Genomic DNA, 15,076 nt, shown 5'->3' with positions numbered 1-15,076 from the left:
TGATGATATAGGGTTACAAACAGGGCGGCTGGCAACCGCTCTTTTTCAATGTAGGCGTGTTTGCAGTCTTATTTTACTGAAAAGGGTGTTGACTGTTGGCTAAAGAGGAAGAAACGCGGCCGAGCAAAGGGAAGAAGCGCAAAAAAGTAATCGGCAAGCCGCGGAGCTGGGTAATCTCATTATGGGTGGTAGCCTGCTTGTTATTTTTAATGGCGCTGGTTGCTGGCGGCGCAGGACTATATGTATGGGGCAAGCTGAAGCCGATGCCGGTTGGCGCAAGCAAGGAAGTGACCATTGCCAAAGGGATGTCGGCCAACAGCGTGTCTCGTTTGCTGGAGGAAAACGGCATTATTCGGAGCGGCTTTATTTTTGGCTATTATTTGCAGCTTAAGGATGAAGGCTCTCGCTTTCAGGCTGGCGTATACGAATTAAATCCCGGTATGGACACATCCGAAATTATTGCCAAGCTAAATTCCGGCGATACCATCGCGGCGGAGACATTCCGATTTACGATTCCGGAAGGTTATACGCTTCTGCAGATCGCAGACAAACTGGCGGCGGAAGGCATTGTGGACAAAACCAAGTTTCTGGAGGCGGCGGAAAGCGACTCGGTCTGGGGCGATGCGGAAGCGGTGCGTTCCATTCCGGAATCCGATAAGCTGCACAAGCGGCTGGAAGGGTATCTTTTCCCTGAAACCTATGAAATGAAAACGGGAAGCACAGAACAAGAGATTATCCTCCGTATGTTGAAGGAAACGGATCGCAAGCTCGGCATGCTGCCGGATGGCTGGCAGGATACTCTTGAAGAATCCGGAAGATCCATTCATGAGCTATTGACGATTGCTTCGCTTATTGAGCGCGAAGTCGTTGTTGACGAGGAGCGCAGCATTGTATCCGGCGTTATCTATAACCGGCTGAAGCTTCCGATGAGGCTGCAAATCGATGCAACCATCCAATATGCTCTGGATGTGCCGAAGCAAGTTTTGACCCATGCCGATTTGAAGGTTGACAGTCCGTATAACTCCTATGAAAACGACGGGCTTCCTCCGGGACCTATCGCAAGCCCGAGCTTAGCTTCTATCGAAGCGGCGTTGTACCCGGCTGAGACGGAATATCTCTTTTACGTGACCAAAAAGGATGGCTCCCAAACTCATTTGTTTGCCAAAACGTTCAGGGAACATCAACGGAATATCGATGCCAGCAACAAGAGCGCGCAATAACTGACGCAAACCGGCATCCATTCAGAGGATAAGGAGAACGATTATGGCTTACAAACCCGAATTGCTGGTAACGGCATCTACAATAGAGGAACTTAAGCTGCTGGCTGAAGCGGGAGCGGATGCTTTCGTTATTGGAGATGCCAGATTCGGCACTCGTCTAGCTGGCGACTTTACGGAAGAAATGATTCGGGAGGCGGTTGCTTTTGCCGCTCCAAGAAGCATTTCGATCTATGTTTCGATGAACAATCTGATTTCCAATGATCGGCTTGGCGAATTGCCCGGTTTTGTATCGTTTTTGCATGAGGCCGGCGTAAATGCCATTATATTTGGCGATCCGGCGGTTCTGATGGCGGCAAGGGAACATGCTCCCGGGATGGCGCTGCATTGGAATTCGGAGATGACCTCCACAAACTTTGCAACGGCGGAATATTGGTCTCGCCGCGGCGCTACGCGTTATGTGCTGGCGCGAGAGCTGAATATGGAGCAAATCGAAGATACGAAAGCAAAAAGCGATATGCAAATCCAAGTACAGGTGCACGGAATGACCAACATTTATCATTCCAAACGCTATCTTGTGGACAGCTATCTGGAGCATCAGCGCGATGGGGGCCGGCTTGGGGGCAATGGGCGCGAGCAGGGGCTGTATTTGACGGAAGCCGAACGTCCCGGTGAACATTTTCCGATTTTTGAGGATGAAGGCGGCACGCATATTATGAGCTCCGACGACATCTGCATGCTCGAAAATATTCATGAACTGTTGGCGGCTGGCGTTGACAGCCTCAAAATCGAAGGTATATTGAAGCCCGCGTCTTACAACGAAGCCGTCGTTAAAGCCTATCGCAAAGCCATTGATGCCTATCTATCGGAGCCGTCGGACTATGAATTCCAGGATGAATGGCTGGAGCCGGTCAGGGAGCTGCAGAATCCGGACCGCGAGCTTAGTTACGGGTTTTTCTATAAAGAGCAAGTATATTGATAGAATGGTTTGGAACACGAACTTGAAGGAATCAGGGAGGTGCGGACAGCATGAGCGCAACGGTGATAACGGCGCCGCGTTACCAAGGCAAAAGACATCGGCTGGATCGTCCGGAGTTGCTGGCCCCGGCAGGCAATTTGGAAAAGTTGAAATTTGCCGTTCATTATGGAGCGGATGCGGTTTATATTGGAGGCCAGAAATACGGTCTGCGATCCAACGCGGATAATTTCAGCTTTGAGGAAATGAAAGAAGGCGTGGAGTTCGCCAAGCAATACGGGGCAAAAGTGTTTGTCGCAACGAATATTTACGCGCATAATGAAGATATTGACGGAATCAGCGATTATTTGCGCAAGCTGGAAGAGGTCGGCATTGCCGCGATTATCGCCGCCGATCCCATCATTATCGAAACGGCCCAAAAGGTCGCGCCTGGACTGGAAGTTCACCTCAGCACGCAGCAATCTACCCTGAACTGGCAAGCGGTCAAGTTCTGGAAGGATGAAGGTCTGCCGCGCGTCGTGCTTGCAAGGGAAACGAATTTTCAGGAAATTGCCGAAATCAAAAAAAATGTCGATATCGAAATCGAAGCATTTATTCACGGAGCCATGTGCTCCTCTTATTCCGGACGCTGCGTGTTGTCGAATCACTTTACGGACCGCGATTCCAACCGTGGCGGCTGCTGCCAATCCTGCCGCTGGAAATACGATTTGCATCAGGAAGACGCTCCTGTGTACGGCGAAGGGCAAGATGCGTTTACGATGGGCTCCAAGGATTTGTGCATGATTCAGTATTTGCCGGAGCTGATCGAGGTTGGCGTGGACAGCTTCAAAATTGAAGGACGGATGAAAAGCATTCATTACGTGGCAACGGTTGTTAATGTATACCGCCAGGCCATTAATGCTTATTTTGAAGATCCGCAAGGTTTTGAAGTCAAGAAGGAATGGATCGACGAAATGAACAAGGCGGCCAATCGACCGCTCAACACGGGCTTTTTCCTGGATACTCCGGGAGCGGAGGATCACATTTACGGTCCCGAGGAAAAAGCGGCTCCTTATGATTTTGCGGCAATCGTACTGGATTATGACGACCGCACCGGTTTTGCGACCTTGCAGCAGCGCAATCACTTCAAGCCGGGCCAGGAGGTCGAGTTTGTTGGACCGGGTGGCACCTTCTTCAAACAAACGGTTACGGAACTGACCGATATCGAGGGTAATCCGCTGGATGCAGCGCGCCACCCTATGCAAGAGGTTCGCGTTCGCACGCTGAAACCAGTGAAGGCAATGGACATGATGCGCAAAAAAATCAGATAATGTATGAGCTCGCAGAATAAGCCTGCCCGCATAAGGGCGGGCTTTTTTGTATTTTGAACATTTTGACATATCCATTGCCGCTATTTAAAATAACTTTTTCTCATTGACAAGCTGAAAGCGATAACAAATAATAGAGCATATAGCCTATACATAATTCGGCAACATTCGCCAGCTGATCCAGACACTGGGTCTAATATGCTAATTAACGACTGGGGGCAATTCGACATGGCTGATCAAAAACAGAAAAAGGGAAAATCGTCGCAGGCTTTATCCATTGCCGGCAATGCCAAACCTGCAAGCGCTTCCGAAAAAAACGCCAAAAATAAACGGAACGCAAATGGCGCAAGCAATGACAAAAAGCTTGTCAATCCGCTAAAGTCTGTAGGGATCAAGCTATTTCTCGTCATATTCGGCAGTATATTGATTTGCGTATTGTCAGTAGGATTAATGGCCTATGCCAAATCCAAAGAGATTGTGGAGAAAAAGGTTTCGGACGCCAGTTTGCAAACGGTCATTCAAGTTGCGGAAAATCTGGATATTATGTTCAAAAATTACGAAGAACTGACGATGCAAATTTTGATCGACAGAGATTTTCATAGACTGACGCAAACCATGATGAACAGCAAAGAAGGAGATTTCGAAAAGTACGAGGCACAGCGGCTGGTAAACGAAAGGCTGCAAAACTATGTGCTTGGCAATAACAATATCCGGGGCGTAACTTTATTCCCGGTTAACGACAAGCTGCCGCTTCTTACGTTGGGTTCGTCCAACAATTCCAGAGCTTTGAATTTGATGGAAGCGCCATGGCTGAAGGAAACGATAGATATGGGCGGAATGCCCAAATGGATCGCGCCTCAGCTAAACGGAATGACAATTGAAGACAGACCTTCCACGATTGGGCTTGCTCGCTTGCTGAAAAGCAGCGACTCCGGCATCGGGAATTACGTCATACTGATGGAATTTAATATTGACTCTATTCGGAGCAGATACGAAAATGTCTCGCTGGCGGAAAATAGCGAAATTTCCATTATTGATTCCGCGGGCAATTATGTGGTCGCGCACGATAACAGCCTGATCGGCCAACCGGCCAATGCCGTTCCGCCCGCAGCAGATGGAGAAACGCAAGGCGCGCCTAAATTGACGACAACAGAAGGAGTAGAGGCGCTGGCTGCTTACGAAACCTTCAATTCGGTTGATTGGAGACTTGTTGGCACAATTCCGGTCGAGGAATTAGTCCGAGATGCCAGGGCAATCCAGGATCTGACATGGCTGACGCTGATCGTAGCAGCTATATTGGCCGTAGGCATCGGCGGGGTTGTTATTCTGACGATTGCACGCCCGCTTGTGGGGATGACTAAGTTGATGATGGAGGGAGCAAAAGGCAATCTGACGGTTCGTTCTGCCATGACCAAACGTCAGGACGAAATCGGCACATTGGGCAGAAGCTTCAACGACATGATGGAGCAAATTACAGGATTGGCGAAGCGCACAACAGAATCTGCGGAGGACGTGTTGGCCACGGCATCGCATTTGAGCGAGGCTTCCCGCAAAACATCCAGCGCAGCCAAAGAAATCGCTGTTGCAACCGAGGAAATCGCAGGCGGCGCAACCAGCTTGGCGGTAGAAGCCGAACGCGGCAATGATCTGACCTCCGTTATGCATGAGCAGATGAAGCAGGTTGTGGCTGCTAATGAGGAAATGGCTGTATCCGCAAGTCATGTCGAAAATGCCAGCGTTCAAGGAACGGCGCATATGGCTATGTTAATTGACAAAACGGGCGAAACCGAAAAAATGACCCGGTCCATGATGGAAAAGGTTGATTCATTAAAGGACAGCACGGGCTCCATCGTAAAAATATTGGATGTGCTGAACGCAATCACGAAACAAACCAATATTTTGTCTCTGAATGCAGCGATTGAAGCTTCCCGGGCGGGAGCGGCGGGCAAAGGATTTATGGTTGTTGCGGATGAAATAAGGAAGCTGGCGGATCAATCCAGACAATCCATTGACGTCGTAGGACAAATAACGGAAAAAATAGGCTATGAAATCAGAGAGACGGTACAGGTTTTGTCCGAAGCGTCGCCGCTGTTCCAGGAGCAAATCGGTTCCGTTAAGGAAGCCAGTGAAATTTTCGTCAGCGTTCAGAAACAGATGGCTGTTTTTGCCGAACGTCTGGAAGGCGTATCCCAATCCGTTCAGGGTCTGAACGAATCCCAAATCGTGCTGGCCGACGCAATGTCCAATGTAAGCGCCGTTGCAGAGGAATCTTCCGCTACCTCGGAAGAGGTTGCTTCGCTTAGTAACGAACAGCTGGGCATTAGCGAAAGTCTGGTACAGTTGTCGGAAAAATTGGACCGCGTTTCCAATGGACTCAAGGAATCTATTTCCCAGTTTAAAATTGACTAGATTGTAACAATTAGGAGCTGCCAAACTAACATTGGCAGCTCTTTTTTATTTGCTATTACATTGCCGAGGTCATCTGCCGATAAAGACATATACGACTATTTGCTTAGTTTGCAAGTCAAAGTCATAACATCAACGAAGGCGGTGTCATGCTTCATGTCAGGCTTGAAACAAAAGAAGTCCAGCAGTAAAAAGGTTGAATCAGTTGAAAAAAAGGGTGGTACTAAGCCCGCGAAAGGCTCGGTTGCGGCCATGTTCCGCGCCTCCATCCAACAATTGAAGGAAACCCGCTTTGGGAATCCCATTAAGTCTGTTGGCATCAGACTTCTGCTCCTGGTGCTTGCGGGAACGATTGGTTGCGTAGTTGCTGTAGGTCTTTCTAACTACTCCAAAGCCAGAGAATTGGTGGAAGAAAATGTATCCGAAGCCAGCTATCAAACGGTGAAGCAAGTCGCAAGCAAGCTGGGACTCGTTCTGCAGAACTACAGCGATCTTTCCTTGCAAATTATGATCGACAAGGATGTCAGAGATGCGCTGGAAGTGCTGAGTTATGCCAAAGAAGACGCATATGCAGCCATGGCGGCATCCAGGGAAGTCTCCGACAGATTGTCCAATTACGTGCTCGGCAATTCAAATATTTCGGGCGCTGCGATATTACCTACATATAAGGAAGGCGCGCCAATCTCAGGCGGTTTGGCCTCTATTGCTTCAACGGAAGATTTTACCGCCAAAGAATGGTTTCAACAAACGATAGAGGATGACGGCAAAACCAAATGGATTAATCCTCAGCCGGACGGAATTATCGTAGCCAAAGACGCAAGCTCAATCGCAATCTCCAGGCTGCTGAAAATTAACGGAACCGAAACGGGCTCCTATGTGCTTGTTATCGAGCTGCCGCTTGAAAAATTTATGGCCTACTACGGTGACGTTGATCTTGGTCAAGATAGCAGAATCGCTATTATGAATACGGCCGGAAAATACGTAGCAAATGATGATTTGTCGTTAGTCGGAGGAGATATCGGGGTTGTTGGATTGACAACAACAGGCGAAGGCGATCGCACCACGCTGAAAACAACCGATGATCTTGAAGTGCTGGCAGCCTATCATAATATCCCGGCAACAGACTGGCAATTCCTTGGTTTGATTCCAGTGGAGAGACTGGCGGAGCAAGCCAGCGTCATTCGAAATCATACCTGGTTGATGGTTGGTTTGGCTTCTCTTGTTGCGGTTGGTATCGGCGCTTTAATTATTGTCCTCGTAGGCCGTCCGCTCGTCAGAATGCGTAATCTGATGCTAGAAGGCGCCAAAGGAAATCTGACTGTGCAGTCCGTCCTGGACAAACGGTCCGATGAGATCGGAGATCTGGCAAGAAGCTTTAATGAAATGATGACGCAAATTAAAACGTTGGCCCAGCAAACAACAAAATCTGCTGTAGAGGTATTGTCTACGGCTACAGAGCTTAGCGAAGCTGCCAAAAAAACCTCCATCGCCGCCAAGGAGATTGCGGTCGCGACAGAAGAAATTGCCAACGGCGCTACCAGCCTTGCGGTTGAAGCCGAAAAAAGCACGGATCTGACGGTCCATATGGACAAACAGATGAAGGAAGTACAGTCGGCGAACAGCCAAATGAGCGTTGCCGCTCAAGAGGTTGAAAAAGCTGGCGAGCAGGGCACGACTTACATGAATCAATTGATTGAAAAAACAGGCACGACGGAGAGCATGACACGCTCCATGGTTGAGAAGGTTGACGCGCTCAAAGACAGCACCGGCTCTATCGTTAAAATTTTGGACGTTTTGAACAATTTGGCGAAACAAACCAATATTCTCTCGTTGAACGCTACGATTGAAGCGGCTCGTGCCGGCGCTGCCGGCAAAGGCTTTATGGTTGTAGCAGATGAAATCCGCAAGCTTGCGGACCAGTCGCGCCAGTCCATTGATGTTGTTGCACAAATTACGGCCAAAATTCAAGGTGAAATCGATGAAACGGTAAGTGTATTGTCTGATGCGTATCCGATGTTCCAAGAGCAAATTCAATCCGTTAAACATGCCAACAGCATTTTTGTTTCCGTACAGGAGCAGATGGCTCAGTTAGGCTTGAGACTGGAAGAGGTTACGGGTTCCGTATCGGAGCTGGCTCAATCGCAAGTGGTTATGTCCGATGCGATGACCAGCGTAAGCGCCGTAGCAGAAGAATCCTCGGCTACCTCGGAGGAGGTTGCATCGCTTAGCGGCGAGCAGCTATCCATTAGCGAAAGCCTGGTACGTTTGTCCGGTAAGCTGGATACGGTATCGCATGGTTTGAAGGATTCACTGTCCCGTTTCAAAATGGAGTAGTTCTCTATTGCCGGCGTCTATAAAAACCGGCGTCATAATGCCCTGCCGCTGCATTCTTGCAGCAGCAGGGCATTTATTGTTGGTCTGTTAAGCCAAAAGGCGTTTGGAATGGCCCGGCAGAGGAAAAACTGGACATAGAGGTGTTGACTTTATGTTCAGACGAGCGGCGATAACTGGAGTTGCCATAACGATAATGATGCTGCTATTCCTTGGTCGGCTTGCTTATGTACAGCTCATGCCGGGTACCCCTGTTTCAATGGCCGGCAAGGCGTCTCGTGAAAACTTGAAACGCCAGGCCGTTGTCCAACGGCAGCGCAGTTTAGTGCTGGATAGCGGGCGAGGCGATTTCACGGACCGTTTCGGAAGATCCATTACAGGCGAAAGCTATCAGGCTCTTGCCTTATTCCCTATTTCCCGCCAGGCAAGGGAACGCGAGGGCAAGCTGAATAAGCTTGCGGAGTGGCTTGGCGTAAAGCCGGAGGTATTGGAGCGAAGTTGGGGCGAGATGACTACAGCGGAGCTGTGGCGGGATGGCGATGCAAAAACGCCGATGCGGCTTAGCCCAAAGCAGGCGGAGGGCATAACAGGGCTGGATATGGATGGAGTTCGGGTAGTGCCCTATCGTTCCCGTTATCGTTCCGGCTTTGAAGCCAAGCACTGGATCGGTTTTATTGGCGAACATCCGGAGTGGCTGCTGAAGACGGAGGGTGCCGCCCTTCGGGAAGGCCGTCGCAGACTTGATGATCAGATCGGCGGCTCCGGGTTGGAAAAGTCGCTGGACTCCGTGATTCACGGGGTTGGGAAAAGCTTTGTTTCCTACTACATGGATGGACTGGGCAATCCGCTTCATGGTTTAAGCACTACATTTCATGAACCCGGAAATCCCTATTATCCGCTTCGCGTCGTCACAACCATTGATCTGGAGCTGCAAAACAAGCTGGAGGATTACGCGGATCGGCAGGGCTTGGCCAAAGGCGCGATTGTTGTGCTGGATGCCGCCAATGGAGATATCATCGCAATGGTTTCAAGGCCAAAGCTGAATCCGGGACAATTTGTCGCCGCAGATGGTTCCGAATGGGAAAACCATGCTCTGAAGGCGGTAGAGCCAGGTTCCATTTTCAAGCTGGTCACTGCTGCCGCAGCTTTGGAATACGGAGCGGTTAAAAGCGACGAGGTGTTTATTTGCAATGGCCATTATGGGAAATACGGCCTTTCCTGTTGGAAGCACGGCGGACACGGCGCGTTGACGTTGCGCGAGGGGATCGCGCAATCCTGCAATATCGTATTTGCGACAATCGCAGAGAGATTAAGCGGGCGGCAGCTGGAGCAGATGGCTGGTATGCTGGGGATGACGGGACGGATTGGCTGGCATGCAGATGAGTCCTTTGGGCCTTTTGCAAATCCTCTGAGATTGCTGGAGGAAGAGGAGAATGGCAGAGTGTTTGCGGGCGGGGGAGAATCGATTACCGATGGCGGCATATTAGCCCAAAGCGGGATCGGACAACGCGATGTCCGGCTATCGCCGCTGGCGGCGGCCAATCTCATCGTCACGCTGCTGGACAACGGAAGAGTAATGGAGCCGCGATTGGTAAGTTCGATTCTTTACGGGAACGGGCAAACGATGGTGAAGCTGCCCCGCCACCACAAACATACAGGGTCCGGCCGGCGGATATCTGCCTCCACGGCGCATGCGCTGCTTCAAGGGATGGAGGATGTTGTAGCGGAAGGAACAGGCAAGGGGATTAAAGCGGGAACCTGGCGGCTGGCAGGCAAAACAGGTACGGCGGAGACAACCTTGGGCAGCCAGAAAAAGGTGCATCAATGGTTTGCCGGATATGGACCTGTCGGCAAACCCCGCTATGCCGTTTCGGTGCTTGCGTCCGACAGGCCGGTGAGCAGCCCCCATCAAGCCACTGTGTTGTTTAGAGGCGTGATGGAGCTGGCGGCAAAACACGAAGCGGGCCGTCGGAGTGGCCCGCTTTAAGAGGTTGTTTGCTGAAAACTGCAGGTTTGGCAGAAGCGCTTTAAGAGTGTGGTTTTAGTCGTTGTTTGGCTCCTCGTCCTTTTCTTCCTTTTTGCCGTTTTTGGAGGGAAGGCGTTTCAAGCGTTCCAGAAATGATTCGCCGCGAACTGCTTCGGCTGGAGCAGGAGCTGTATGAACAGCCGCCGCTTCGGACTCAACATGCTCGTCGTATTCATCAATCGGTTTGCGAATCCACATTTTGAAATAACCTTGAACGTACAGCGACTTGATCAAAATAACAAGAATGGGCGAGAGGATGACGCCGGCAATGCCGAACAGCGACAACGACACGATCATGACGGCCAGCATCGTAAAGGCGGATACGCCCAGAGAGTCGCCGGTAATTTTGGGCTCCAGTATTTGCCGGGTCAATATAACGACCAGAAGCAGCACGGAAAGCCATATAGCCAGCGTCGTTTGTCCTACGATAAACAAATAGATAATCCACGGGACAAACAACGTGCTGACGCCGAGAAGCGGCAAAACATCAAAGATGCCGGCAACCAGCGCGATAACAAACGCATTTTCAACGCCTAGCGCGATCAGCGCTACCAGAATGACGAGGAACGTAACCGTAATCATTTTGGCCTGGGCTTTTATGTAGGAGGCAATACCCTTGAATACATTTTCGCGCAGGAATACAAATGCAGCCTTAAATGTTTTTGGCGTTTTGTCGGTCGCCGTTTTTCGCCACATTTTAATTTCGATGCTGAGAAAATAAGCAAGTATGACGCCAACGACCAAATTAAAAATAAAGGTAGAAAATGAAGATACATAACCAACAATCCCCATAAACACGCTTTGGGCGATTGCTCCTATTTTGGACGAGGCGTTATCCAGGAATTCCTTTGTGCTTTGGCCAAGATCGAAATCATCCGGAAGTTTGTCGAACTGTTTCTCCAGCGTTATGGTTAAATTATCGATCTGTTCGGCAAGCAGTTTCTGATATTCGGGGAACTTGTTTGCAAGCGCCGTGCCTTGTTTTGTTACAATGATGCCGGCTCCCGTAAAGGCCCCCAGGATGAGCAGGGTAAACAGCATGATGGATATGCCCGAAGCGATCGATTTTTTGATGCCCCATTTGTTAAGTCTGGCCGCAAGCGGTTCGATGCATATAAATATGACGAGAGCAAAAAAGATTGGAGTAGCAATGCGGTACAGAGAGCTGAACGCATACATGATGAGATACACCGTCAGTGCGATCAAGGCGATGTCAAACGCCGTTCTCCAATAACGTTTGTAGAATGAGAGCATGTTTTTCCCCGCTTTCCGTTAATAAGCATGAATCATAATATAGGTTCTGACAAATAGATTGTACTATAGATTTCAGGAAATGCGCCATTTTTTTAAGCGGTTATGATACAATTAGAGGTACTGTTGTTGCCGAATGCCTCTGACCATTCATTGACTATTTTATCCTAAACGGTGGGGAAGCAATATGGAAAATATAATACTATGGGGATTTTACGTAATGACGTTTTATGCGTTTCTCCCCGGGCTGATTAGCCGTACCTTCGGGTTTCGCGTTTTCAAAAAGGGAAAAACGGAGAAGGAGATTGCATTAACGTTTGATGATGGGCCGGATCCTCATTATACGCCGCTGCTTCTGGATTTGCTTGCCCGCTACAACGCGAAAGCGACTTTTTTTATTGTGGGGTCCCATGCGGAAGGACAGGACGAACTGCTGCGCAGGATTCATGAGGAAGGCCACGTGCTTGGCATACACAATTATGTGCACAAATCAAACTGGCTGATGCGTCCCAAAACGGTCAAACGCCAGATCGAGATGACCAACGATTTGATTCAGCGGGCAACAGGCCAGCGCTCCACCTTTTACAGACCGCCTTGGGGCATTATCAACCTCTTCGACTATTCCAATATGGGACATATGCAAATTATTTTGTGGTCGGCCATGTTTGGGGATTGGCGGTTGCGGCTTGGGGCCAAAAGGCTGGAGAAACGGATGCTCAAAAAGCTGTCGCCGGGCCAGGTGCTGCTGCTTCATGATTGCGGCATGACATTTGGCGCGGATAAAGACGCGCCCCGCAATATGCTGGAGGCGCTGGAAACCTATTTGGAACAGGGCAAACGAGCAGGTAATTCCTTTGTCGGAATTGACAAGATGATCGCGCTCACGGACGCCAACCGCAAGATGAGCCAATCTCTGTTTAAGCGGATTATTATTTCGTTATGGTTGTTATGGGAAAAGGCCTTTCATGTGGTGTTCCGGCTTAAGGTTGTCGGCAACGACAATCCGCCTGCCTTCCATTACCGGGTAACCAAATATGGAGGCGAATCCGTATCTTTCGAAGACGGCAGCAAAGTGGAGAAAGGCGATCGGATCGCGGAGCTTCACTTTGATAACCGGATGTTGTCCGGCCTTGCAGCCACGTCCAAATCGCCTTTGGCGACCGGCATTCGCATGCTTAGAGAGGTTGAAAGGGCGCTGCCGAGGTTGGCGAAGCAATTAAAGGCTGATCCCGATGCTGTCGGAGTTAAGGCAGTTTATGGCGTCACCATGATTCATAGAGGCGCGGAGCGGCTTGGCTTTCACGTCTACAAGCTGAAGGAAGGTTTGTTCGCGCGTTCCACACGCATTTATCTGCGCGTACTCCTGAAGGTACTTACGAATACAAAGCAATATGATAAATCCCGTAAGCGCAAAAGCGAAAATGGAATGGTATCGCCGCGAATGCTTCTGATGCCAATCCCCAAGCTATTGACCTACGCGGAAGAAGACGGGGAAGAAACTCATGCCAGCACGCCTGCAGGCGTATTGGAGGAAAATCTGGCTGTTGTCGTACAAGAATCCGCAAAAACAACAGCCCTATAGAGGATGTTCAAAAAGTCCGCTTTCCATTGCGAAACATGCCTGGCGGCATGGTCAGCGTCGAATATGGCACTCAGCCGAAATATCCGGTCCAAAAACAAACCCGGTTGCCTTGAACTTGATGTTCGGGGCAACCGGGTTTTTAAATGCTACTGCATCAAACTACATTTTCATAACGCCGCCAGTGCTGGCGGATGTAACGAGGTGGGCGTAACGAGCCAGATAGCCGCGTTTGATTTTGAGTTCAAAGCCCGGCCATTCAGCGCGACGTTTCTCGAACTCCTCATCGCTGATCAGAAGATCCATCGTGCGGTTGTTCATGTCGATCTCTACAATGTCGCCGTCGCGTACAAAAGCGATTGGTCCGCCTTCAGCTGCTTCAGGCGAAGCATGTCCGATGCTGATGCCGCGGGATGCGCCGGAGAAACGGCCGTCCGTGACAAGCGCAACTTTGGCGCCAAGTCCCATGCCGACGATTTGCGAGGTTGGAGCCAACATCTCAGGCATGCCGGGGCCGCCTTTTGGTCCTTCGTAGCGAATGATGACAACATGACCTTCTTTAATTTTGCCACCGGCGATACCGGCAAGCGCTTCGTCTTGGGAATCGAAGCAAATAGCAGGGCCTTTATGGTAGCCGCCAACGGACTTGTCCACCGCGCCTGTTTTGATGATGGCGCCGTTAGGAGCCAGGTTGCCGAACAATACGGCAAGCCCGCCGCGTTTGGAATGTGCGTTATCAATGGTATGGATAACATCCGTATCCTTGATTTCGCAGCCTTCTACGTTTTCGCGAAGCGTTTTGCCTGTTACGGTAATACAGTCGCCATGCAGCGCGCCTTCTTTTTTGAACAGCTCATTAAGCACGGCGCTAACGCCGCCGGCATTGTGCACGTCCTCGATATGGTAATCCGATGCAGGAGCGATTTTTGCAATATGCGGAACGCGCTCTGCAACTTCGTTAATGCGTTCGATCGGATAATCGATGCCAGCTTCATGCGCGATAGCAAGCGTATGAAGAACCGTGTTTGTGGAACCGCCCATCGCCATATCTACAGCAAACGCATTGTCGATTGCTTTTTCGGTTACGATATCACGCGGTTTGATGCCCAGCTCGATAATTTTCATCAACTGGCGTGCGGATTCTTTAACGAATTCTCTGCGCTCAGGCGATACAGCCAAAATTGTGCCGTTGCCAGGAAGCGCGATGCCCATAGCTTCAGCAAGACAGTTCATGGAGTTTGCCGTAAACATGCCGGAGCATGAGCCGCAAGTTGGGCAGCCGTATTGTTCCAGCTCAAGAAGCTGACTGTCGTTGATTTGGCCGGCTTGATAAGCGCCGACGCCTTCAAATACGCTGGACAGCGAGATGGAGCGGCCGTCCGAAGTTTTGCCGGCTTTCATTGGTCCGCCGCTAACAAACATCGTAGGAATGTTAACGCGAAGCGCGCCAAGAATCATGCCGGGCGTGATTTTGTCGCAGTTAGGAATACAGACCATGCCGTCGAACCAGTGGGCGTTAACAACCGTTTCAACCGAATCCGCGATGATTTCGCGGCTGGCAAGGGAATAACGCATGCCGATGTGACCCATTGCGATACCGTCGTCTACGCCGATTGTGTTGAATTCGAAAGGCACGCCGCCGGCTTCGCGGATCGCTTCTTTTACCAGCTTGCCAAACTCTTGGAGATGGACATGGCCCGGTACGATATCAATATAGGAATTACAGACCGCGATAAACGGTTTGTCAAAGTCTTCGTCCTTTACGCCTGCAGCACGGAGCAGACTGCGGTGCGGTGCACGGTCGAATCCTTTTTTAATCATGTCTGAACGCATTCTTTTTGCTGCCATATAGTAGGACCTCCCTAATTAATCACGATAAACAATACACATAATATTATCACAATGACGCTACCTTGGCTACATGAATACAACTGGGGATTATGCTGAAAACCGCCATATATTGCCCGATTTTTTAATAAAGTC

9 protein-coding genes are annotated in these 15,076 nt (G+C 50.0%); 7 read left to right on the top strand and 2 right to left on the bottom strand.

What is annotated here, in order from left to right:
* The first annotated feature begins 95 nt into the window (after window positions 1-95).
* The 6 genes from mltG to ACX93W_RS07860 all read left to right on the top strand — a co-directional run bounded on the left by mltG (window position 96) and on the right by ACX93W_RS07860 (window position 10,224).
* Complete coding sequence (mltG, locus tag ACX93W_RS07885; protein ID WP_459391744.1) at window positions 96-1,220, top strand: endolytic transglycosylase MltG; 1,125 nt, start codon at window positions 96-98, stop codon at window positions 1,218-1,220.
* A 43-nt stretch (window positions 1,221-1,263) separates the two neighbouring features.
* Entirely contained in the window at window positions 1,264-2,196 is a 933-nt protein-coding gene (locus ACX93W_RS07880) for a peptidase U32 family protein (RefSeq protein WP_459391743.1), read from the top strand.
* A 50-nt stretch (window positions 2,197-2,246) separates the two neighbouring features.
* Window positions 2,247-3,503: a peptidase U32 family protein gene (locus tag ACX93W_RS07875; RefSeq protein WP_459391742.1), complete on the top strand. Its 1,257-nt coding sequence runs from the start codon at window positions 2,247-2,249 to the stop codon at window positions 3,501-3,503.
* Between the two features lie 225 nt (window positions 3,504-3,728).
* The gene (locus ACX93W_RS07870) at window positions 3,729-5,909 is read left to right on the top strand and encodes a methyl-accepting chemotaxis protein (protein ID WP_459391741.1); all 2,181 of its coding nucleotides are present in this window, start codon (window positions 3,729-3,731) and stop codon (window positions 5,907-5,909) included.
* A gap of 153 nt (window positions 5,910-6,062) precedes the next feature.
* Window positions 6,063-8,240, top strand: coding sequence for a methyl-accepting chemotaxis protein (locus ACX93W_RS07865; protein WP_459391740.1), 2,178 nt, complete (start codon window positions 6,063-6,065; stop codon window positions 8,238-8,240).
* A gap of 151 nt (window positions 8,241-8,391) precedes the next feature.
* Window positions 8,392-10,224: a peptidoglycan D,D-transpeptidase FtsI family protein gene (locus tag ACX93W_RS07860; RefSeq protein ID WP_459391739.1), complete on the top strand. Its 1,833-nt coding sequence runs from the start codon at window positions 8,392-8,394 to the stop codon at window positions 10,222-10,224.
* Between the two features lie 54 nt (window positions 10,225-10,278).
* On the opposite strand, the gene ytvI is transcribed toward ACX93W_RS07860, so the two are convergent.
* Entirely contained in the window at window positions 10,279-11,517 is a 1,239-nt protein-coding gene (ytvI, locus tag ACX93W_RS07855; RefSeq protein ID WP_459391738.1) for a sporulation integral membrane protein YtvI, read from the bottom strand.
* A gap of 184 nt (window positions 11,518-11,701) precedes the next feature.
* On the opposite strand from ytvI, the gene ACX93W_RS07850 reads away from it, so the two are divergent.
* On the top strand, window positions 11,702-13,096 hold the full coding sequence (locus ACX93W_RS07850; RefSeq protein WP_459391737.1) for a polysaccharide deacetylase family protein: 1,395 nt from the start codon (window positions 11,702-11,704) through the stop codon (window positions 13,094-13,096).
* A gap of 159 nt (window positions 13,097-13,255) precedes the next feature.
* Here ACX93W_RS07850 and ilvD read toward each other — a convergent pair whose 3' ends face one another.
* Complete coding sequence (ilvD, locus tag ACX93W_RS07845; RefSeq protein ID WP_459391736.1) at window positions 13,256-14,941, bottom strand: dihydroxy-acid dehydratase; 1,686 nt, start codon at window positions 14,939-14,941, stop codon at window positions 13,256-13,258.
* Window positions 14,942-15,076: the final 135 nt, after the last annotated feature.

The sequence above is a fragment of the Paenibacillus sp. CAU 1782 genome (genome assembly GCF_054551715.1).
The sequence above is the reverse complement of the archived record's forward strand: the minus strand, read 5'-3'. Positions and strand labels throughout refer to the sequence as shown.

Excerpts from the sequence above, each read along its gene's own strand:
- ytvI (WP_459391738.1), bottom strand. The coding sequence starts at position 11,517 with ATGCTCTCATTCTACAAACGTTATTGGAGAACGGCGTTTGACATCGCC.
- ilvD (WP_459391736.1), bottom strand. The coding sequence starts at position 14,941 with ATGGCAGCAAAAAGAATGCGTTCAGACATGATTAAAAAAGGATTCGAC.
- ACX93W_RS07865 (WP_459391740.1), top strand. The coding sequence starts at position 6,063 with ATGTCAGGCTTGAAACAAAAGAAGTCCAGCAGTAAAAAGGTTGAATCA.
- ACX93W_RS07875 (WP_459391742.1), top strand. The coding sequence starts at position 2,247 with ATGAGCGCAACGGTGATAACGGCGCCGCGTTACCAAGGCAAAAGACAT.
- ACX93W_RS07880 (WP_459391743.1), top strand. The coding sequence starts at position 1,264 with ATGGCTTACAAACCCGAATTGCTGGTAACGGCATCTACAATAGAGGAA.
- ACX93W_RS07860 (WP_459391739.1), top strand. The coding sequence starts at position 8,392 with ATGTTCAGACGAGCGGCGATAACTGGAGTTGCCATAACGATAATGATG.
- ACX93W_RS07870 (WP_459391741.1), top strand. The coding sequence starts at position 3,729 with ATGGCTGATCAAAAACAGAAAAAGGGAAAATCGTCGCAGGCTTTATCC.
- ACX93W_RS07850 (WP_459391737.1), top strand. The coding sequence starts at position 11,702 with ATGGAAAATATAATACTATGGGGATTTTACGTAATGACGTTTTATGCG.